Here is a 20,061-nt window from a genome sequence, read left to right on the forward strand (position 1 = left end):
CTTGGCGATCTCCCACAAGCCGTCCGGAACAATCCAACTCCACGTACCCCGCCCCATACGCAGCCCAACGACCAACTGCCATGTAGGACACGGTCTAAGAACTCCTAACGAAAAGCCCCCTTGGTCTCTTCTGATTCCTCGTGTCCCGGTCCGGCGGCATAGGCCAGCGGGGGTGCGATTGCTTGGGCATCGGCTCCCTCGCCGACCCATAGCCCGATGAAGAGCGCGGCGGTCGCTTCCAGGAGTCCCGCTCGTTCGAGACCGCCGCCGACCACGGGCTCGCAGCCGACCTGCCGCACCAACTGGTGTACGAGTGCGAGGGCCGTCTCGTCGTCTCCGCAGACCGGAACGGCCAGTGGCCGCCCGTCGAAGACGGGTGGCGTCATGCGCCATACGTCCTCGTGGCAGAGATTGAACGCCTTGACCACATGAGTTCCCGGCGCCGCCGCGGCCAGTTGCTGTGCGGCCGAGAGGCCGCTCTGTGTCAGCAGCCGGAAGCCCGGACCGACCGGATTGGAACAGTCAAGCAGCACCTTGCCGTCCAGGACCGCCCGCAGTTCCCTCACCACACTCGCCCCCGCGCCGAAGGGCAGCGCGGCCAGCACCACCTGACCGAACTCGGCCGCCGCACGCAGACTGGCCGGCTTCGCGCTGCCTCCGAGGCGCGTCGCGAGCCGCTCCGCCTTGTGCACGTCTCGCCCACCGATGACCACGTCGTGCCCGGCCCGCACCCAGTGGGTGGCGAGCGCGTCCGCCATGTTGCCCGTGCCCAGTACGCCGATTCTCATCACGCATTTCCTCCCAGGACCTGCTTGGACCGTTCGCAACGACGCTAGAGGGCCCATCGGGCACCATTTGGTACGTGACGACCGACACTTTCCTCGCCGACTGCCGTGCCCGCCTCGCTTTCGACCTCCTCTCCAACACCTGGAACGCCGTCGTGCTCTGGGCACTGCGCGACGGTCCCAGACGCCCGGTCGAACTACGCCGCCAGATCGGGGGAATCAGCTCCAAGGTCCTCACCCAGACGCTGCGGCGCTTGCAGTCCAACGGACTGGTGGACCGGCAGGAACACCCCGGAGCGCCACCGCGCGTTGAGTATCAACTCACCGCCCTGGGGCGGACTTTGCTGGCACCCATCGACGCTGTCGGAGCATGGGCCTTCGAGCATGGCGATGAGCTCATGGCCGCACAGGAAGCCGAATGCACCGCCACGATCCAGCCCTCCTCAGAGTGAGCGCAGGCGCTGCCAGCAGGTCAGTGCACATCCAAGGGTGAGGAAGGCTTCGTGGATGTCGTCTCGGATCTCCCAGCGGATCCGCAGTCGGCGGAACCAGTGCAGATGGGCGAACGCGCGCTCCACTACCCAGCGTTGGGTGCCCAGGCCCGAACCGTGCCCGGTGCCGCGGCGGGCGATCAGCGGCTTCACGCCGAGGCCCCAGACCAGGCGGCGGTACTTGTCGTGGTCGTAGCCGCGGTCGCCCAGGACCACGTCAGGGCGGCGCCGGGGCCGGCCGCGCTTGCCACGTAGCTGGCGGCACGGCTTGGAGGAGCGGGATCAGCTGGGTGACGTCGTTGCGGTTGCCGCCGGTCAAGGTGGCGGCGAGCGGTATGCCGGTGGCGTCAGTGATCAGGTGATGCTTGCTGCCCGTCCTGCCCCGGTCAACAGGGCTTCGTCCGGTCTTGGAGCCCCCTTTAACGCCCGTATGTGGGAGCCGTCGACCGCCGCCCAGGAGAAGTCCAGAGCATTCGCACCGCGCAGCTTGGCGAGGATCACCTCGTGCAGCCGTGGCCACACCCCGGCCTCAGTCCACTCGGCCAGGCGGCGCCAGCACGTCATTCCAGATCCGAAGCCGAGTTCCTGCGGCAGGTGCTCCCAGGCGACGCCTGTATGCAGTACGAACAGGATGCCCTGGAACACCAGGCGGTCCGGATGCCGCTTGCGTCCCGGATGCCGTGTCCGCCGCTCCACCTTGGGAAGGAGCGGCTCGATCACCGCCCACAACTCGTCGTCGACTTCCCACGGCTTCGGCCGAGCCACCCCGCACCCCCAGATCAACGGTCCGGGAGTGATCCAACCAACTCGAAGATCATTTCGTTAGGAGTTCTACGGCGTACGGGAAGTTCGTCGAGGAGCCCACGCGTCCGGAGCTGGAGCGGTTCTTCTTCCTGGACGACGTTGACCGTGATCTGATTGCGCTGCGGCGTACGAAGCACCACCGACTCGGGTTCGCCCTTCAGATGTGCACGGTCCGTTACATCGGCCGGTTCCTGCCGGACGATCCGCTCGCGGTGCCGTGGCCGGTGGTCGAGCACTTGGCCGAGCAGCTCGGCATCGAGGACCCCTCGTGCGTGAAGCGGTACACGGGGCGGCCGAAGACGGCGTACGAGCACGCGTGGGAGATCCGGGACGCCTACGAGTACCACGAGTACGACGATGCGGAGTGGGGCCGGAAGTTCCGCACCTTCCTGCAGGGCGGGCGTGGACGCACGCCGAGGGGCCGGTGGCGCTGTTCAACCAGGAGGTGGGCTGGCTGCGCCGCAACCGGGTGCTGCTGCCTGGTGTTTCGGTGCTGGCCCGGCAGGTCTCCGAGGTCCGCGGAATCGCGGAGAGGCGGCTGCACGCCACCGTTGCCAGGGCCGCGGCCCGCGTGGACCGGGAGCTGCCCGCGCAGCTGGTGGATGCAGCCCAACGGGCGGGCGAAGCTGAACGTGGACGCGCTCGGCGCGCTGGGCGAGCCCAAGAGCCTGCGCTGGCTGCGCCGGCGGGTGGAGCGGATGCTGCCCAAGGTGGATCTGCCGGACCTGCTGTTCGAGGTGCACGGCTGGACCGGGTTCCTGGACACCTTCGTGCACCTGGGCGACGGCACCACCCGCATGAAGGACCTGCACACGTCGGTGGTCGCGCTGCTGGTGTCGGAGGCGTGCAACATCGGCCTGACCCCGGTGGTCAACCCGGCCATCGAGGCCCTGACCCGTTCCCGGCTGGTCCACGTCGACCAGTACTACCTGCGGAGCGACACGATCGCCGCGGCGAACGCCGCGCTGATCGCCGCCCAGGCCAAGGTGCCGATCGTCCGGTACTGGGGGGATGGGCTGCTGGCGTCGGTGGACGGGCTGCGGTTCGTCGTCCCCGTTCGCACGATCAACGCCGCCCCGTCGCCGAAGTACTTCGGCTTCAAGCGCGGCATCACCTGGCTCAACGCCGTCAGCGACCAGGTCGCGGGCATCGGGCAGATGGTCGTGCCGGGCACCCCGCGGGACTCGCTGCACATCCTGGATGCGCTGCTGAACCTGGACGGCGCGGTGAAGCCGGAGATGGTGGCGACCGACAACGCCTCCTATTCCGACATGGTGTTCGGCCTGTTCAAGATCCTCGGCTACAACTTCAGCCCGCGCTTCCGCGACCTGGACGACCAGCGGTTCTGGCGGGCCAGCCTGCCCGGGGTGGAGGCGGGGACGTACGGGCCGCTGGAGGACATCGCCCGCAACCGGGTCAATCTGAACTAGGTGATCACGCACTGGCCGGACATGCCACGGGTGGCCGGCTCCCTGGTCACCAACCAGGTCCGCGCCTATGACCTGCTGCGGATGTTCGGCCGCGACGGTCGCCCCACGCCGCTGGGGCAGGCGTTCGCCGAGTACGGGCGGATCGCCAAAACCCTGCACCTGCTGGCCGTGGTCGACCCGGTGGACGACACCTACCGGCGGCAGATGAACCGGCAGCTGACCGTGCAGGAGTCCCGCCACAAGCTCGTCCGGGAGGTGTGCCACGGCAGGCGCGGCACCATCCACCAGGCGTGGGACGGGATGGAGGACCAGCTCGGCTCGCTCGGCCTGGTCTTGAACGCCGTGGTGCTGTGGACGACGAAGTACGTCGACGCCGCTGTCGTCCAGCTGCGGGCCGAGGGCCACGAGATCCGTTACGACGACGTCGCGCGGCTCTCCCCGCTGAAGCACAAGAACCTCAACGTGTTGGGCCGCTACAGCTTCACAGCCTCCGTCCGGGCCGGAGAGGGTGAGGAGTGAGGGCCTCGGGACCTCTGTGGGGGTGAAGCACCTGCTGGATAGGTGGACGGGCACAGAGTGACCTGGTGGGTTCGATGCAGCAACCGCGGGGAGACCACGGAGGCTACTGATCCGAACCAATGAACGTGCGGTGCGCGCTACTCATCATCGGGGACGCACACCGTATGGCCGAGGAAGCATCCCCTGCCCCGGACTCGGGGCGGCAACGAAGCATGCGGGGGCTCGACTCCGCCCTGCGGGCCACGGCGACGGCGGCCGTAGGCGGAACGCTCGTCATCTGGTGGCCCGCCTTCACGCTGGGTGCGCATAAAGCCGGGGTCTTCTTCGACAACGTGTTGGCGCTTTGGGCGGCTGCCACCGCAGTACTGCTCGCGGGCCTGGCTTTCCGTAGAAGGGGCGCGCTGCCTTGGGGTGGCTGGGTCGCGTTGTCCCTTCCCTCGGTCTGGGTCGTCCTGGCCATCGCGGCACCGAAGACTCACGGGTTTCCGTACCTGCATTACTTCGAAGCGGTTCTCACCCTGGTAGGCGCCCCCATGTTGACATGGCTGCTTTCCTGGATCCTGGTGCCTGACTATGCCGCGCTGCCTGTACTGCAACGTCTGGGAGCCGTTGCAGCGACGGTCGTCGTCGGCATCCTGGCCTTTCTGCTCGGCAAGTTCAACTACCTGTTCCTCACCTGCGCAGACTTCGACGTGAGCGGCAACAATTCCCCCGCCCACTGTGCCCGCGGAGAACCTTTTCACCGACGGTGAGAAGGGCGTCGCCGACGACTGAAGTGAGCAGCCGGCCAGGCTGAGGTCACATGCAGACATCACTGGCGGTGTTCGGCCGGGCGGCAGCAAGTCCGTGAGCGGCCCGGTGGCAGGACCCTGGGGGTCGGTTCCGCGATGGCGGGCCGTGGTCCACGACAGGCGTGAGGCTGGGCCGCAGCGGCGAACGGTGCTCTGACACGCACGGTCGCACCCGCCGACGATGCGTCCGAGCCACCGAGAATGACCCAATGACGGCACGCCGTGTATCCGTGACGGACGCGTTTCCGCTCCTCGCGCAGCTACGGCACTATCCGGTGCGACAGATCGGCAAAAATGTCGTGGCCGGGTTCGCGCTCGCGGTGACGCTGGTGCCGCAGGCTCTCGGATACGGGCAGGTGGCGGGGCTGCATCCGGTCAAGGGCGGGCGTCAGGCCCGGCCGGTCGGGAAGAGTGCCTTAAGCTCCACGTCCAGCCTCGTCATCGGGACCGCCGCTGGCGGAGTTCCACCTGACTGCGGCGGCCTGACCTGGTTTGACAGCGAGATCGGCGCCACCCCTGAGCGGCGCCGCCGGATCTGCGACTACCGAGCCCGTCCAGCTGTTCCTTCTCATGACGCCGATCCGGCTCACCGACGCCCTCTGATCTCAGCCATGACGGAACTGATGCTGTTGGTGATCTTCGCCTGGGACGGCAGTGGTGCATGGCCGGTTTCATCTCCGCCCTGTTCCCGCTCCGCACCGTGGTCATTCAGTCTTGCGGTATTGCGGGCCCAGTCGGAGCGAGGAGCATGAGTGCGATGGCCAATGCGCGGAACAGCGGAGCAACATCCGAGGTCAGCGCCTCGCAGTCGAGGGCTGTTCCTATCACCGCAGGCATGACACAGTTCGACGGCATCTATGATCAGCCGGACCCTCGGGCCTATTTCCGCGTGTTGGGCCCGCTGGAGTACCAAACACCCCACCACGCTCAGAGCATCTTCCGTCGTGTGCTCACGGCTTGCGAGCCGGAAGCCCAGTCGGCAGAACCGTCAACGATGCTGGACATCTGCTGTTCATACGGCATCAACGCCGCCCTGCTCAACCATCGAGTGACGTTGGATGACCTGTATGCCCACTACACGTCGCCGCAGGCCACTGCGCTCACCACCGCCGAGCTGATCGAGTGGGACCGCGCCTATTACGCGGCTCGACGGCGCCCTGACGCGGTCCGGGTGATCGGACTCGACGCGGCCACGAACGCCATCGCCTACGCCCGCGCAGTCGGCCTGTTGGAGGAAGGGTTCGACGAGAACCTCGAAACCGCGACCGCATCTGCGGCTCTGTGCCGCGCCGCGAAACGCGCCCGGCTGATCACGATCACCGGCGGGACGAGCTTCTTGTCCCCTCGTACTTTCCAACAGCTCCTGGCCTGTGCCCACGATCCGGTGTGGGTTGCCGCCTTCGTGCTGCGCACCGGCTCCTACCAGTCCATTGCCGCATGCCTGGCCTCGCACGGACTGGTCACAGAAAGGGACAGCACGCGAACATTCCCGCAACGCCGCTTCGCCGACGCGGACGAGCAGCAATACGCCATAGACGCAGTGACCGCGGCCGGCGAAGATCCCCACGGGAAGGAGACGCACGGCTGCTTCCACACGACGCTGTACCTTTCACGCCCTCGCGAAGATGCCGAGGCATTTCTCCTGACCGACCTGATGGGAAGCTGCTGAGGCCGTCGCCCACTCGACAGACAGCACACGACAGGGCGCCGCCAGAGATCACCAACAGCATCCGGGTCTGCGGCCAGAGCCATTTTCAAAGATCGTCATCACGGGTGATCAGCCCGGACACGTCAGCGATGACAAGTATTCGGACCAGTTCTCGCCGGCGAGCGTGGCCCAGCGTTCGGCTGTCTTGGGGTGGATGCCGAGCAGATCGGCGATGACCATGGGCGGTAGGTCGGCCAGTGAGTCCATCATGGCGGTGTTCCGAGCTGCGCGGGCAGGCAGACCGTGGTGTCGCAGTGTGTCGGCGAGGCCGAGGGGGTTGCGCGGGCGTCCAGGGCTTTGTCGGGGTAAGAGGTACCTTCGTCCGGCCGTGGTGCTGTGCCGGGGCGTGCTGTGGCGGAGCTGATCGTCGATGAGACGGGCGAGCTTCGGGGGGAGCACGAAGGGGTGCTGGCTGACCGCCAGGTAGGTGTGCTCCTGGTCACGGCTGATGTGGTCCTCTGTGAGCTCGACGATTCGGGTCAGAGGAAGGGCGTAGAGACGGACGAGAGCGGCCGCGAGGCGGACGTCCAAGGGCAGCGCGGTGTCGTTGAGGCAGCGCAGCAGCTCGTTTCGGGCCTCGTCCTCGGTTTGGAAATGGCCGGGGAGTTGCGAGGCTGGGTGCTCGATGGCCAGACCTGGCGGGCAGAGGCGTCGTGCGGTGCTCCAGCGGAGGAAGGGGATGGAACGGGTGCGCAGGGTTGGCCTGTCGGTCGCCCAGGTGTCCAGATGCGGCTGCTGGAGTCGACGGAAGCTCAGGTGCTGGGGGCCGAGCCAGTTCAGGAAGTCGATGGCGGCGAGCATGTTGCCGCAGTCGCCTTTGTGCGCGGCGTAGGTGTAACGGCCCCGGGCTGAGCGCCGGCGGGCGTCGTGGATGATGTGCCACTCGGCGAACGGACGGATGAGATTGGCGTGACGCGCTGGGAGTTCGGCCACGGTCCCGCGCGACCCAGCTGGTGAGCAGGGCGAGATTCTCGTCGCGCGGCGGCAAGATGCCAGCGGGGACGAGTAGCCCGCGCACGTAGGCGGTGACAGACCGTTGGGGCAGCGTGTCGAGGGACTCATGGTTCAGGACTCCAGGATCGCGAGCCAGACGTCCCAAGAGGTGGGCGGCGGGTCTTCGGCGCAGCCACTGCAAGACGCGGTAGGGGTTTTCCGCACCGGCCAGAACGTCGGTGAGGGGTTGGAGCGTCTGGGCCACGCTTGCGCCGTCTACGGAAAGCAGATCGGTCACGCGGGCGGCCAGGGTGCAGCGGAGCTCACGCGAGGACCCTGCCGAGGCTGGCGAGCAGGTCGTCGGCGGCCCCCGCGGAGGGCCTCGCGGTCGACCAGGGCGAGCGCGGGGACGGCAGCGGTGAGCCGGCCGGCCGCCAGGAGTCCGGCCACGAGGTCGGCGGGCCGCCCGTGGTCGCCCCGCACGGCCGCGCCGTACGCCTGGCGGGCCGCCTGCCGGACCTGCTCGGCGGTACCGGCGAGAGCCGCCCGCAGCGGGTCGGCCGAGGCGGCCCCGGGTCCCCGTGGCGCCCTCTCGAGATAGGCGAAAGCCATCCGGCGGGTCGGGAAGTGGCTGATCAGGGCAGCGACGTCCCGGGCCCGGACCGGCTCGCCGGCCGCGCTGAGGGCGCACGCCATGTCCGTCAGCAACCGACCCTGGACGTGGGGGGGGTGTGCCAGACGGCACGGGAGAACACGTACGCCTGCCTGACGGCCTGGTCGGCCAGGCCCGCGGCCTGCTCGGACAGCCCGGCCGAGCTCAGCACGTGCACGAGGGCGACCAGTGCCTCGGCCTGTCCCACCGGGTCCGCGATGCGGCTCGCCACCACCTCGGCGTTGGCGATCACCTCCCCGGCCTGTGCGTGCATCGCCGCGCAGGCGAGCCACCACGCCACCTCGACGAGAGCCGATATCCGGGGCACGTGCTCACCCGCGGGATCGGTCATGACGGCCGAGAGCCGGACGGCGGTGCCGGCGGCCTGCCCGGCCCGCTCGCCGTACCCGGCGTCGGCCAGTGCCAGCGCCAACGCGACCAGCGACCGGGCTAGTTCGTGCGGACGTGCGATCAGGCGAGCGGCAACCTCCGCCTGTTCGGCCAGCCGTGTGGCCTCTTCGACGGCACCGGTGCGTGCGTGGGCCCGGGCCAGCACGGTAAGCGTCCGCGCGCGGCGGGCCGGTGGCGTCACGTCACCGGTTGCTGCCTCCGCTTCAGCGGCCGCATGCCGGGCGGGCCGCGGCAGTCGCGTGCGCCAGCGCGGCGAGCGCCAGTGCCCGGGCGTTGCGGGTGACGCCGCGGGTCAGCAGCGCCGACCGGTCGGCCGCCCGCGCCGTCCGCAGCAGCCAGTCCGGTGCCGTCGCGGGATGGTCCTGCCGTGACGCCTCCGCTTGATCGGTGTACGTGCGGCTGCCCCAGTCCTCCAGGGCGGCGGCCGCCGTGCGCAGCGTCCGGGCGAGCCTTACGGCGCGGTCGAGTTCGCCCGACCCGGTGCAGGCGTCGAGCAGCGCGGACAGCGCCTGCACCCGCTCGTCCGCGGAGGCGACGGCGCCCGCCCCGGCCTCCGCCTCGTCCCACTCCGCCGCCGGGACGGCGCAAGTACCGACCGATGAGCCGATCGCCATCGCGCTCGAAGCGCCCGGCGTCGATGCCCAGTTGGCGACGTGCAAGACCTGCGGCAGTGAGATCCTCCAGGCCACCGCCCACCGACACGACAACGGATGGTTGGGCGACTCCTGCTGCTGGGACGAGAGGCTGCGCATGACCGCCTGAGAACAGATGGTGGCCTGCCCAGAATGGCCCACCACGATGGCTCTTTCACCCAGCGGTCACACGCCTTCATGGGTTCTCCTCGAAGTCCTCGCGGGCCTGCTGGCCGCCTGGGCGCGGTTGCCCCAGTGGCGGGCCGTGTCGTCACCCATCGCCTTGAACGCGGCGTCCGGGCGGCGCAGCAGAGCCGTCGTCACCTCGGTGGCGACGCTCTCGTCCTGGTCAGTTCCTCGACGACCTTCACCTTGCCAGCCAGCGCGGTCTTCGCAACCGACCGCAGGACGGCGCAGGACGTCCGGGGCGAGGGCGTCGACACCAAAAGCTGCGACTCCGTCTACTTCGCCGACGTCCGCAGCTCCATGCTGGACCTCGTCCAAGCCGTCGGCCGGGTGCTGCGCATGCAGCCAGGCGACGGCAAGAGGGACACAGGCCAGTCCCTCGCGGCCACAGCGAAGAGATCGTGGGCGACACGAGGCCGAGCCGCTGGGGGAAGTGGGCTCAAAGAGACTTCGGCCGGAGGCGAATCCTTTTCGGATCTCCCCGCCTCTTGTCTGTGTACCGGCCGAACGGGCCGGCAGAACTAGGAGGAACCACCAACGATGGTCACTAGCCTCGTAGTAATCGGAGCCCTACTCATGGGTGCGTGCAGCTGGCACCTGATGCGGCGCTACAAGAGCCGACGCTGACCAGCACCTGCCCGCAGGGCGCCTTCCGGGGAGGAGTCTCAGATGAACCAACGCTTCACTTGGCCGGACGAGCGGCTGATCAAGGCCGCTCAGGACGGCGACGTCACATCGCTCACCACCGTCGTCATGAAATCGCAGCCTCATGTGCGCAAGTTCGCCATATCGCTCTGTGCCTCACCGCAGGACGCGGAGGACGCGGCACAGGAGGCGCTGATCATCCTCTACCGGAAGATCGGCACCTTGCGGGCCACTGGCGCGCTTGCCTCGTGGATGTTCCGGATCGTGCGCAACGAATGCCTCCGGCAGGTACGGCTGCTCGTCTCACGGAGCGACGAGTCGACAGCCGAACCGGAGGCGACTGCGGAACCGTCCGCCGAGGACGCGGTGCTGCACAGGCTGGAGGCGGAGCGGATCGCAGCTGCGGTGAGCGTCCTTCCCCGTGACCAGCGGCAGGTTCTGATCATGCGGGACGTACAGGGCCTGCCCGGCAAGACCGTTGCCCATTCGCTCGGTCTGAGCAACGCCGCGATGAAGTCGCGGCTGCACAGGGCACGCGCAGCACTGCGTCACTCTCTGGCGGTGACAGACCAACCACTCGGTCAAGCCGCCGATCAGGCGCGCGATCAAGCTATCGACCAACCAGTCGGAGGAGTCTCACGACCGTGAACACCGTGAACGTCGCGAACGCAGTGAAGCCCTCGCAGGGCGCGAAGGCCCAGGACGCCGCGCCCGAGATGAACTTCGCCAGCAAGTCCGTCTCGCGCCATCTAGCGCGCGGCGCCATCGGCTTCGGGCTGATCATCGGCTCGGTCGCCCTGGTGCCCGTCGCCGGCCCAGCCACCCTGCTGGCGGCCCCGTTGGCCCTGATTGCCTTCCGCGGCTGCCCCACCTGCTGGATGGTCGGCCTGGCACAGACCATCTCCCTCGGACGTCTGGAGAGCCAGTGTGTGGACGGCGTTTGCACCCTCACCAAGGCGCACACGGCGGCCGAGGCCAGGGACGAGTCGACAGCCGATATCAACGTCCCGGCTACTTCCCGGTGACCACGCCCACTGATCATTCGGAATGACTCGTCCAGGACGCATGGCAGGTGTCGGATGCCGACCGTTGCCACGGGGCATCAGCAGATCGTCGCTGAACACTCGCGCGGGAGCAGGGTTCGAGAGCAAGCTCCCGCCTGCGTCCCCCAAGCTGTGGGCCTGCAGGACGCTCGTATGGTGTTCTCCAGCCGCCGCTTGGTGGTCCAGGTACTCGAGCGCGAGCCGCTAGCTGCCCAGTTCGGGCCGGGCTGTCAGCAGACGGGTAAGAGATCATCTCGTTTGGTGGGTCGAAGTGAAGGTGCCCCGGTGGACTGCGTCTTCAGTGCTGGTGCGACGATGCGGGGATGCGCGAGGTCGATGAGCTGCTCAACGTCGATGATCCAGCCTGGCCGCTCCTTCTCCAGGAGCTGTCCGGCACTGACGTACCAGTTGAGGTGCTGCCCGGCGATGCCGAGACAGGCCGTGCCTCGCTGTTGCAGCTCCAGGTCTCGGCCCGGTCGAATCTGGGCGGGATTGTCTTGAATAGCGGCGGTCTGCTGGTGGACAGCGGCTGGTTGCGGATCTTCGGAAGCCCGGGTGACGCCCACGCCGAGAGGCTGCCGGGCCTGGCCGAGATCAACGCGATGCCCTCGACGTTCGATCCGGCCTGGCGGCCAGGGGCGGGACTCGTGGTTGCGCACGATGTGCTGGGTGGGGTGTTCGTCCTCAATGGCGGAAATCCCGGTGAGGCCGGTCGTCCCGGCGGGCCGGGCGAAATCCTCTACTTCGCCCCCGATTCCCTTGGCTGGGAGGCGCTGGGCGCCGGGCACTCGGCCTGGCTGTCCTGGATTCTCTCCGGAGGGCTCCAGGAGTTCTATGGGGGCCTGCGGTGGGACGGCTGGCGCAGCGAGGTGTCCGTGCTGAACGGCCGACAGGGGCTGTCGTTCTTCCCGCCGTTGTGGTCGGCCGAGGCCCGCCAGGACCTGCTGGCGACCAGTCGCCATGCGGTGCCCATGGCGGAACTCCTGGGGCTGAGCCGCGATTCGTGCCTGCAGTTCGACGGCACCGACCCAGGGTTCCTCGGAGTCGCATGAACCGGCTCACGCAGCCAGACGCCGGTAGCAGATGAGCGCGGCGGCGATGCCGGCGAAGGCGAGGAAGTGTTTTCCACGGTCCATCGGTGACGACCCAGGCGCTGGGAGGACTCGACGCCCTTGCGGGCGATGCGCGGGGTGATGTTCCGGGAGCGTAGCCACCAGCGCAGGTGGTCGTAGTCGTACCCCTTGTCGCCGTCCGGCAGCCGCTCAGCCATCGGTGGACCGACTTGCGACGGCCATCCCAGCATCAGGCCCCGCAGATAGCACTCACCCCATCGCCGCTGGTCCCGCCGCGGCACCGACCTGAAGACATCCGCAACGAACTCCGCCAACTCGCCCCGGAGCCGTTCGACTTCCCCCAAGCTTCACACCACCAAAATGCCCACCACCAGGTGAGATCACTCTACGTAACGAAGCACTACCAGGACTTGTCCGGTCGATCACCCTCTCGTCTGTCCTGGATGTGCCTCCTGGTCCTGCCATCGCTTGCTGACCGAGCGATGGCAGGACTTACGATCGGTCCGTGATGGATACCCCGACGCATTGGACCGTGCGCCACTTCTCGCAGGCCAACCCCGCTGGCCCCGGCTGCGATAGCGTTCCGGCCCTCTTGCGGCGGCTGGCCGATGCCATCGAGGCGTTGGGCCCCGTCGAGATCCAGGACGTGGTGATCGAGTCGGAGATGACCGAGCACGGCCCCTGGCGGTCGGGGACCGTCTACTTCCACCTGCCTGAGGACGAGGACTGATTCTGGCCTTCACGAGCGGAGCCAGATGACGAGGGCTGCGGCAGTCGCGGTCCCGAGGAAGACGTTAGCCACGCCTGTCGTAGCGGGTGGCCACAACTCTGGCGTGTTTGAGCCGGTTGATCGCCCGTTCGACGGTGTTGCGTTTCTTGTACCGCTGTTCGTCTAAGCCGGGTGGCCGTCCGCCGCGTGACCCTTTGCGCAGGCGGGCGGCCTGGCTGTCGGTCTTCTCCGGAATCGTGTGCCGGATCCCCAGGCCCCGCACGTAGTTGCGGCGGAGACCGTTGCTGTAGGACTTGCCCGCCGCGAGGCAGTCAGGCTTGTTGCGCGGCCTGCCCGGTCCGATCCGCGGGACGCGAACCTTCTCCAACGCGAGCTGAACTGTGTGCAGTCCGCCCGCTGTCCCGGTGTGACGATCAGGGACAGCGAGCGGCGGCGGCCGTCCGCGCTCAGATGGAGCGTGGTGGTGAGCCCGCCCCGCGAGCGGCCCAGGCCCTCACCTCGTGCACCACCTCCACCAGGCGGGCGACGAGGTTCTGCCACGGCGCTTCGTCCTGGTGTTCTGCCGCTGCGTCCCCCTTTGAGGCGCGATGCGGTTGCGTGGTCCAGGTGCCGGTCATGGTGCCGGGATCAGACGCCAGAGGGACGTGGTCTCGGCGCTTCGTGCTGTGTGGAGTGGGTCAGCGGCATCCTTGGAGCGTGGGTGCCGGGGCGTGGTATCGATCTTCTCCACGACGCGAAGTTGTGTTGCCTGAATGGCGTCGAGCAGCTGCTGACGTGTCCGGAGGCCGAGGTGCTCTGCCAGGTCGGACAGGATGAGCCAGCCCTCGCCGCCTGGCCGGAGGTGGGCGGACAGTCCGGCGAGGAAGCTGTGGAGCATGGTGCTGTCCGGGTCGTAGACGCCTTGTTCGATGGGGCCGGTCGGACGGGCTGGGAGCCAGGGTGGGTTGCAAATGACGAGGTCGGCGCTACCTTCGGGGAACAGGCCGGGTCCTGACACCTCGATACGGTCGGTCAGAGCGAGCCGGTGGACGTTCTCCTTGGCGCAGGCCAGGGCGCGGGGGCTGATGTCGGTGGCCACGACGCGGTTGATACCGCGGCGGGCCAGGACCGCGGCGAGGACGCCGGTGCCCGTGCCGAGGTCGAATGCCGTACTGGTGGCGGGACTGTCCCGGGTCGCGGGCGGCAGTGGCGTGTGGGCGACCAGGTCGACGTACTCGCCTCTGACGGGTGCGAAAACGCCGTAGTGGGGGTGGATGCGAGTCCCGAGCGCCGGCACGTCGATCCCTTTCAGGCGCCATTGGTGAGCACCGATCACTCCTAGTAGTTCCCGCAGAGAGACCGCCATGGGCCCCTTTGAGGGACCGTACGCTTCCAGGCACGCCGGGCGGACGTTCGGGGCTCGGCGCAACGTCAAGGTGTAGTCGTCGTCCAACACCACCAGGAGCTTTCCGAGGACACGGGCTCGGTGATTGCTGCTGCGTCGGTGCAGATGGAAGTTCTCGCTCGGGGAGGTGCTGTACCTGGGCGGCGTGCGGTCGATGCGGCGGCCCATCGCCTGTAGGAGTTGCCGGGCGTTGTGGAAGTCGCCTCGCCAAAGCAGGGCCGTTCCTTCGCACGCTTGCCGGTAGGCGTCGTTGGCCTTCATCCGGTCGTCGGCGACGACGGTTCGCCGGGGAAGAGGGGTGGCGTTCTCGGAATGCCAGCGGACGGACTGGTGGGCGTGGTTTTCGGTCCAGCGGATGGTGGACACCACGTACTCCTCGTGGTCGAACGTGCAGGGGCACGAAGAGCACTTCGACGAGGAGCAGACTGAACCCGCGCCTGTTCACCGGACAGGCGCGTGCGTTGAGGCAGGTGGCCGTTACCGCTCTCGCGTCGAAGCGCGAGAGCGGACGTCCCAGACAACCATGCCGAGCATCGGGGTGAGCCCTTTCGGAGGAGTGGCAGCAGGCTCGCACAAGTGCTGCTCGGCTGCCAAATCACCAGCCCTGGCATCGTCAAGACGGCGCTTCGCTCGCGCGAGCGGCTCGCCGCCCTGCGCCCCCGGCACGGGATCCCGAGATGTGAAACGCCTTGTCCCCGGAAGCGGCAATACCGGGAACAAGACGCATTGTGCAGGGCTCTGCTACAGCTCGATCCCGATCTGCTCGATGTCGGTGAACTCCACGCCAGGCCGTGCGCGCGGGTGTTGTTGGCGCGGAAGTACGTCTGAGCGAGGCCTTCGGCCGCGATCCGCTGGAGCTGCCGTTCCGTGGCGCCACGCCTGGGCGCTCTTGGGGGCGGGGCGGGTGAACGCCCCTTCCAGCGCACGGTCCAGGCTGCCCCCGATCGAGCCCGCCATGATCGGCTACTCCCCTACTCCAGCCCTCGGGTCGTTCTTGATCAGGTTGGAGACGTTGAACACGCTGCCGTGCTCCTCGAATTGCTTTTCCGCCACAGGACGGTCTGGGTGCCCTGGTGCTTGACCATCCCGGGCGAGATGCCGAGCCGGAAGCCGCCGGGCAGCGGCTTGCCCTCCGGGGTGTGCGGCAGTACGTCCAGCGGGGACGGGCCGGGCGAGGGGTAGACGACGGCAGCGTGCCGATCGCAACCGGGTACAGGCCGGCCGCCGCGGCGGTCTTCATCAGCTTGCGGTGCAGATCGATCCGCTGGTTGGCGAGCACGGCGACCCGGATGTCCGGACGCCGCTTTTCCCGCGCGAGCGCCGGCCACGGCTCGTAGTACGGCACCTGGCCCCGGTTGCGCTGGCGCAGCTTGCCGATGCCCCCGTTGGCCGTCGCCTTGATCGCTCCCACCAGGAGTGCCAGGGTCCACCTGCTGGAAGCGGGCCATCGCGTCCATGAACTCCTGGCCGGACAGGTCGGTGATGACGCCGAGGCCGGCCATCGTGGTGACGTACGCGTCGCGCAGCCGCTTGTAAGCCGTCCAAGTACCGGCCGGTCTGGGTGCGGACGTTCGCCTCGATCGGCGCGACCTCGAAGCCGAGCTGCACCGCGCACTGCACGGTGGGTGTGGCGTACCACGCCGGGCCGGTGGGTCAGTCACCCTTCGGCGTGAACGGGCTCGGGAGCCGTTCACCGTCGACCGTCCGACCGCCGACGTCCACGCGGGACAGGTCCACGTGAGTGAGGTCCACCAGCCATGAGCCGGGCAGAGCCGGGTCGAAATGGGGGGTTACCGGTCAGGTAGGTCGGCCCGTTCAGCCCGACCGTGAGCCCGTTGGCGGCCGCGGCGAAGGACATGTTGATGTCGATCGCGACCAGGTACCGGCGCGTGCACTCCTCATCGGTCAGCGGCCGGCACCAGTCGTAGGGCTCCTCCATCAGCATCTCGGCCGGAGTACGCAGGTGGTGCCGGGCGAACTTGCCCTTGAGGACCGGGCGTTCGTCGGTGACCTGGCACTCCACCACGTCGTACACGGCGGTGAGCGCGTCCGTGTTGAAGGTCTGCTTGAACCCGCCGGTGACCGGGTCCTTCTCGGCACGGGTCGGCGGCACAGCGGTCATCAGCTCCAGGCCCGTGACGGCCGCGGTGCCGCGGCGTCATCAGCGCGGCCGGGGTGAGGACGAGGACCGGGTCGGCGTCGCGGCCGTTGCGGTGCAACCGGGCCTGCCCGAGCCAGGCCTCGGCCAGCGTCCGCACGATCAGGGACGGCGGTGACTTGGCGGGCACCTCCAGGACGAGGCCGCCGACGCAGTACGCCAGGACATGGCCGTCCTCGTCGACGTCGACCACGGCCAGCGGACCGTTCTCGAAGCGCGGGTCGACGGTGGCTGCCTTATGGCACCTAATGACGAGGCCCACCCTTTTCGTGTTTCCGCAGTTCAAGGCGGCTTTCCCTCGGGTCGGGGTCATGCTGGGTGCCATCAAGGGGTTGCATGTGGCGCCATCATGGCGCCATTATGGCGTCATGGACCTCACGCCGTAGGTCGACACCCTCCGCCGCGAACTCGCGATGGCCGCCGAAACCGGCGGCGACGAAGCCCGCGAGCTGGCCGAGCGGCTCACCGCTGCCCTGGAGTCGGCGACCCGTCTGACCATGCTCAACGTGCTCTCCGCCGCGATGGACGAGATCACTCGTGAACTCGCCCCCGGCTCGGTCGACGTACGGCTACGTGGGCTCGACCCCGACTTCGTGGTGACACCGCCGCCCACCTTCGGCGGCGCCCCCGCGGAGCCGGCTCCCGTCGAAGCGTTCAGGAGCCCAGCCCCGGCCGAGGGCGACGAAGGCGGCACCGCCCGGATCAACCTGCGTCTGCCGGCCCACCTCAAGGCGCGCGCCGAGGAGGCCGCAAGCCGCGAGGGGCTGTCGGTCAACGCCTGGCTGGTGCGTGCCGTGTCAGCCGCGGTCGACGGCGGCACCCAGCCGCGTACGACGGAGAAGAGCCAGACCATCGGACAGAGCTTCACGGGCTGGGTGCGCTAGCCGCGCCCCGCCCACACCGTGCCACTTCACCCACACCACGTCCCACCAGCGGGGACGCCCAAAAGACTCAAGAGGACGGGACAGCCATGCCTTCTTTCGACACCTCCGAAGCGATCGCCGTCACGGCGCGTGTGGAGGCCGGTTCCATCCAGTTCACCGCGAGCGACCGCGTGGACACCGTCGTCGAGGTGCGGCCCCGCAACCCGAAGAAGGACCTGGACGTGCGGGCGGCCGAGCAGACCGAGGTCGGATACGCGAGCGGCCTTCTGACCGTCAGGACGCCGAAATCCAATCTGTTCGGCCGCACCGGCACCGTCGACGTCACGGTCGAACTGCCCACGGACTCGTGCATCGACATGACCGGCGCCTGGGCCCAGGTGCTCGGTGAGGGCCGGCTCGGCGAGGTCCGTGTGAAGACCTCGTCCGGCGACGCCCGTTTCGACACCACCGGCCCGCTGCAGCTGACCGCGTCGCACGGCTCGATCACCGTCGACCGGGTCGAGGGCATGGCCGAGATCACCACCAGCTCCGGCAGCCTGCGCGTCGGCGTCATCGACGGCCCCGCCGTCCTGAAGAACTCGCACGGCACGACGACTGTCGGCGCCGTGACCGGCGAGCTGCGGGTGAGCGGCGCCAACGGCGACATCGAGATCCGGCGCGCCGAGGACTCGGTCACCGCCACCACCGCCCACGGCACCCTGCGCGTGGACGATGTGGCCCGCGGCACCGTCCAACTGGAGACCAACTACGGCGCCATCGACATCGGCATCCGCGAGGGCACCGCCGCCTGGCTCGACGTCAGCTCGAACTCCGGCCAGGTACGCAACGCGCTCACCGCGTCCGAGGCCCCCGAGCAGACCGAGGACGCCGTCAAGATCCGTGCCCGCACCACGTACGGCAACATCGACATCCGCCGCGCCCGGGCCTGACCCCCACCTCCGCACCTCCTCGACCGGCCCCTGCCCACCACCACTTCAGCCTTCTACATCAGCCAGGGCGACCCTTAGGCTCCTGCGCAAGCAGCGCGAGATTCCGCGAACTTGTCGGCTTCGCGCCGGGCCGGCTGCGACCACAAGGTCCGGCTCGGCCGGGTCCGCTTCACGCAGTCTGTCGACCCGGTCATCCCCGCCCACCCCGAAGTCGACTGGGAGCCGCGGCGTGCGACGGAGAAAGGCTGGAGATCCCCGCTCGCATCACTGCGCCCGGCACCGGCACCAGCACTCACCTGACTACCTCCAAGCACCCGTTCAGTGCTGGGACAGTCCTCCCCCCAGCCGCGTCCCAGGGCGCGGCGCTGGTCTTCCTCGCGAGCGACCTGCCGGGCGGGACGTCGCGGTCGACGTACGCGGCGACGGCGATGACGACCAGGCGCCGGGGTTCAGCCGGCTCCAACGCCTCCACCTCCCACTGCACGGGGTGGCGAGGGTGGCTTCGTTCACGTCAAGCAGCAGCGTTTGTACGCCAGTTGTTCTTTGACGACGAAGTCAGTCGTGCTGGCTGGAGCTGACCTGCGTGGACTACCGCTCTCCGGTCACACGAATGGTGGACATCGGGAGGGCGCACAATTTCCGCATCTGCCCCTTTTAGAGGCTGCCCACCATAGAGTGCCCGTGGCCTTGCCTCCACCAGCAGAGGCAAGGCCGCCCAGCCCGTGATCAGCGACAGGGAGCCTTCGATGGAGCACGAACTTCGAGCGGAATACGCTGACGGCAGCTCACCCGAGGATTCCGATCCGTCGGTCAAGACTTGGCACGTCGTGCGCGGAACGGACAGCACAGCCATGTGTGGTCGAGACCTGGATCCGGCATCGGCGGTGCGATCCGTTGACCTGTGGGGCACAGGACAGGTGCCGATCTGTCACAGCTGCGGAGCCCTGTTCCTCCGGGAATCACCGTGACCGACCGGCGAGAGGGCGCTCTGTGAAGTCTGCCCGCCTGGCTTAGGAAGCCCCGGCAACAGCCGGGGCTCCCTGCTTTTGAACAGCCCTCAGCTCACCACGTCGGCTCGAGCCTTCCAGAGTCACCTGAATCAGCGAGAGAACCCGGACCCGCGGGCTACACGCTGCGGCTCGGACGTGCCCCAGTCAGACCTGCTGCCGCACCGGACGGCCAACGATCCACAGGTCGCCCCCTCCGTACCCCTTGAGGGGTTGTTTTGAGAGCTTTTGGAGGGCTGTGGTAGGTGCTTGGGCCTCGCGGACCTTCATCTGCGACCACTCCCACCATGCTGTACGAGACAGCGCTACGCGATACTCGTCCTGTGGACTGGTTCGAGCAAGCCCGGGCAGCCGAACAGCGCCGGGATTGGGACGCGGCCATCGCGTTGGTAAGTGCCCATGCCGAGTGCTACTCCACCGATCACCATATGCACGCCAACCATCTGTGGCACATTGATTTGCTCGCCCGTGCGGAGCGGTTCTCCGAACTCACGAAGTTCGCTCTCACGGACGTCCATGCACGTCGGAGACTCAACAGATCGCTTCGCGCTCAGGGGATGGAGGCGGTTCTGCGTAGCCGCGCCAAAGATGGTGACCGTGACGCTCTGTATGTCCTTGTTCGGCTGCTGTGTGAGACAAATCGGGACCAGGAGGCCCATCGAGCGGTCCAGGACTTCGGCCCGGAGGATCGGTACGCACACCAGATCGTGGCTCGCTTTCGATCGCCATCAAGCGGTACGCATTGACGTGCTCCCTGGCCTAACGTACAGGGATTCCGGCCTGGGTCGTCTGACCCTTCCGGGGGCTTCCTGCTTCACCGCGCTGCGCGGGCAGGTGTGCCCGTCTTACCGGCGCTCCACAAGCGT

At 68.2% G+C, this 20,061-nt stretch carries 19 protein-coding genes and 5 pseudogenes; 12 read left to right on the plus strand and 12 right to left on the minus strand.

The features are described 5' to 3' along the window. Positions 1-104 precede the first annotated feature (104 nt). Entirely contained in the window at positions 105-788 is a 684-nt protein-coding gene (locus tag IO33_RS0141120) for an NADPH-dependent F420 reductase (protein WP_037687323.1), read from the minus strand. A gap of 74 nt (positions 789-862) precedes the next feature. On the opposite strand from IO33_RS0141120, the gene IO33_RS0141125 reads away from it, so the two are divergent. After that, complete coding sequence (locus IO33_RS0141125) at positions 863-1,237, plus strand: winged helix-turn-helix transcriptional regulator (protein ID WP_031174217.1); 375 nt, start codon at positions 863-865, stop codon at positions 1,235-1,237. Here IO33_RS0141125 and IO33_RS48740 read toward each other — a convergent pair. Beyond that, positions 1,229-2,041 (minus strand): annotated as a pseudogene (locus tag IO33_RS48740) (IS5 family transposase). The gene IO33_RS0141125 and the pseudogene IO33_RS48740 sit on opposite strands and share 9 nt — an antisense overlap. Before the next feature lie 80 nt (positions 2,042-2,121). Between IO33_RS48740 and IO33_RS53915 the strand changes: the two are divergent. The 4 genes and pseudogenes from IO33_RS53915 to IO33_RS0141150 form a co-directional block, all read left to right on the plus strand. Beyond that, a pseudogene (locus IO33_RS53915) lies at positions 2,122-4,029 on the plus strand (Tn3 family transposase); the annotation flags it as partial. Positions 4,030-4,193: 164 nt separating this feature from the next. Then, positions 4,194-4,781: a hypothetical protein gene (locus IO33_RS0141145; RefSeq protein ID WP_157858066.1), complete on the plus strand. Its 588-nt coding sequence runs from the start codon at positions 4,194-4,196 to the stop codon at positions 4,779-4,781. 248 nt (positions 4,782-5,029) lie between these two features. After that, positions 5,030-5,572: a hypothetical protein gene (locus tag IO33_RS50895; protein ID WP_157858067.1), complete on the plus strand. Its 543-nt coding sequence runs from the start codon at positions 5,030-5,032 to the stop codon at positions 5,570-5,572. Between the two features lie 83 nt (positions 5,573-5,655). After that, positions 5,656-6,489 (plus strand): hypothetical protein, encoded by an 834-nt coding sequence (locus tag IO33_RS0141150; RefSeq protein ID WP_037687328.1) that lies wholly within the window; start codon positions 5,656-5,658, stop codon positions 6,487-6,489. A 108-nt stretch (positions 6,490-6,597) separates the two neighbouring features. Here IO33_RS0141150 and IO33_RS45170 read toward each other — a convergent pair whose 3' ends face one another. The 5 genes from IO33_RS45170 to IO33_RS53250 form a co-directional block, all read right to left on the minus strand. Continuing rightward, a complete protein-coding gene (locus IO33_RS45170) occupies positions 6,598-7,461 on the minus strand; it encodes a hypothetical protein (RefSeq protein WP_107069507.1) in 864 nt (287 codons plus the stop codon). 294 nt (positions 7,462-7,755) lie between these two features. Next, positions 7,756-8,157, minus strand: a complete 402-nt coding sequence (locus tag IO33_RS0141160; protein ID WP_031174221.1) for a hypothetical protein — start codon at positions 8,155-8,157, stop codon at positions 7,756-7,758. A gap of 5 nt (positions 8,158-8,162) precedes the next feature. Further along, entirely contained in the window at positions 8,163-8,705 is a 543-nt protein-coding gene (locus tag IO33_RS0141165; RefSeq protein ID WP_157858068.1) for a hypothetical protein, read from the minus strand. 22 nt (positions 8,706-8,727) lie between these two features. Then, positions 8,728-9,276 carry a hypothetical protein gene (locus IO33_RS0141170; RefSeq protein WP_157858069.1) on the minus strand — a complete coding sequence of 183 codons (549 nt, stop codon included), beginning with the start codon at positions 9,274-9,276 and terminating at the stop codon, positions 8,728-8,730. A gap of 66 nt (positions 9,277-9,342) precedes the next feature. Beyond that, positions 9,343-9,660, minus strand: coding sequence for a DUF6192 family protein (locus IO33_RS53250; RefSeq protein ID WP_425348005.1), 318 nt, complete (start codon positions 9,658-9,660; stop codon positions 9,343-9,345). A 351-nt stretch (positions 9,661-10,011) separates the two neighbouring features. On the opposite strand from IO33_RS53250, the gene IO33_RS45175 reads away from it, so the two are divergent. From IO33_RS45175 to IO33_RS0141190, 3 genes are all read left to right on the plus strand, one after another. Next, a complete protein-coding gene (locus IO33_RS45175) occupies positions 10,012-10,635 on the plus strand; it encodes an RNA polymerase sigma factor (RefSeq protein ID WP_031174225.1) in 624 nt (207 codons plus the stop codon). Then, positions 10,632-11,012: a hypothetical protein gene (locus IO33_RS45180; RefSeq protein ID WP_051927296.1), complete on the plus strand. Its 381-nt coding sequence runs from the start codon at positions 10,632-10,634 to the stop codon at positions 11,010-11,012. Before IO33_RS45175 ends, IO33_RS45180 begins: the two co-directional genes overlap by 4 nt. Positions 11,013-11,353: 341 nt before the next feature. Continuing rightward, positions 11,354-12,082, plus strand: coding sequence for a DUF2625 family protein (locus IO33_RS0141190; protein ID WP_031174227.1), 729 nt, complete (start codon positions 11,354-11,356; stop codon positions 12,080-12,082). Between the two features lie 65 nt (positions 12,083-12,147). Here IO33_RS0141190 and IO33_RS51925 read toward each other — a convergent pair. After that, positions 12,148-12,276 (minus strand): annotated as a pseudogene (locus IO33_RS51925) (IS5/IS1182 family transposase); the annotation flags it as partial. Next, positions 12,274-12,447: pseudogene (locus IO33_RS54365) on the minus strand (IS701 family transposase); the annotation flags it as partial. The pseudogenes IO33_RS54365 and IO33_RS51925, both read right to left, overlap by 3 nt. A gap of 164 nt (positions 12,448-12,611) precedes the next feature. Between IO33_RS54365 and IO33_RS0141195 the strand changes: the two are divergent. Next, the gene (locus tag IO33_RS0141195) at positions 12,612-12,833 is read left to right on the plus strand and encodes a hypothetical protein (protein ID WP_078964149.1); all 222 of its coding nucleotides are present in this window, start codon (positions 12,612-12,614) and stop codon (positions 12,831-12,833) included. Between the two features lie 64 nt (positions 12,834-12,897). Here IO33_RS0141195 and IO33_RS45185 read toward each other — a convergent pair whose 3' ends face one another. The 3 genes and pseudogenes from IO33_RS45185 to IO33_RS51545 form a co-directional block, all read right to left on the minus strand. After that, on the minus strand, positions 12,898-13,200 hold the full coding sequence (locus tag IO33_RS45185) for a transposase (RefSeq protein ID WP_157858071.1): 303 nt from the start codon (positions 13,198-13,200) through the stop codon (positions 12,898-12,900). A 246-nt stretch (positions 13,201-13,446) separates the two neighbouring features. Next, positions 13,447-14,583, minus strand: coding sequence for a methyltransferase (locus IO33_RS0141205; RefSeq protein WP_031174229.1), 1,137 nt, complete (start codon positions 14,581-14,583; stop codon positions 13,447-13,449). A 683-nt stretch (positions 14,584-15,266) separates the two neighbouring features. Further along, positions 15,267-16,610, minus strand: a pseudogene (locus IO33_RS51545) (telomere-associated protein Tap); the annotation flags it as partial. Between the two features lie 178 nt (positions 16,611-16,788). Between IO33_RS51545 and IO33_RS45195 the strand changes: the two are divergent. The 3 genes from IO33_RS45195 (at position 16,789) to IO33_RS48775 (ending at position 19,941) form a co-directional block, all read left to right on the plus strand. After that, entirely contained in the window at positions 16,789-17,259 is a 471-nt protein-coding gene (locus tag IO33_RS45195) for a toxin-antitoxin system HicB family antitoxin (RefSeq protein ID WP_245236059.1), read from the plus strand. An 86-nt stretch (positions 17,260-17,345) separates the two neighbouring features. Beyond that, on the plus strand, positions 17,346-18,188 hold the full coding sequence (locus IO33_RS0141220; RefSeq protein ID WP_031174230.1) for a DUF4097 family beta strand repeat-containing protein: 843 nt from the start codon (positions 17,346-17,348) through the stop codon (positions 18,186-18,188). A gap of 1,330 nt (positions 18,189-19,518) precedes the next feature. Continuing rightward, positions 19,519-19,941 (plus strand): hypothetical protein, encoded by a 423-nt coding sequence (locus IO33_RS48775; protein WP_245236060.1) that lies wholly within the window; start codon positions 19,519-19,521, stop codon positions 19,939-19,941. Positions 19,942-20,061: the final 120 nt, after the last annotated feature.

Origin of the sequence: Streptomyces durhamensis, assembly GCF_000725475.1 — a bacterium.
GTDB classification, from domain to species: domain Bacteria; phylum Actinomycetota; class Actinomycetes; order Streptomycetales; family Streptomycetaceae; genus Streptomyces; species Streptomyces filipinensis.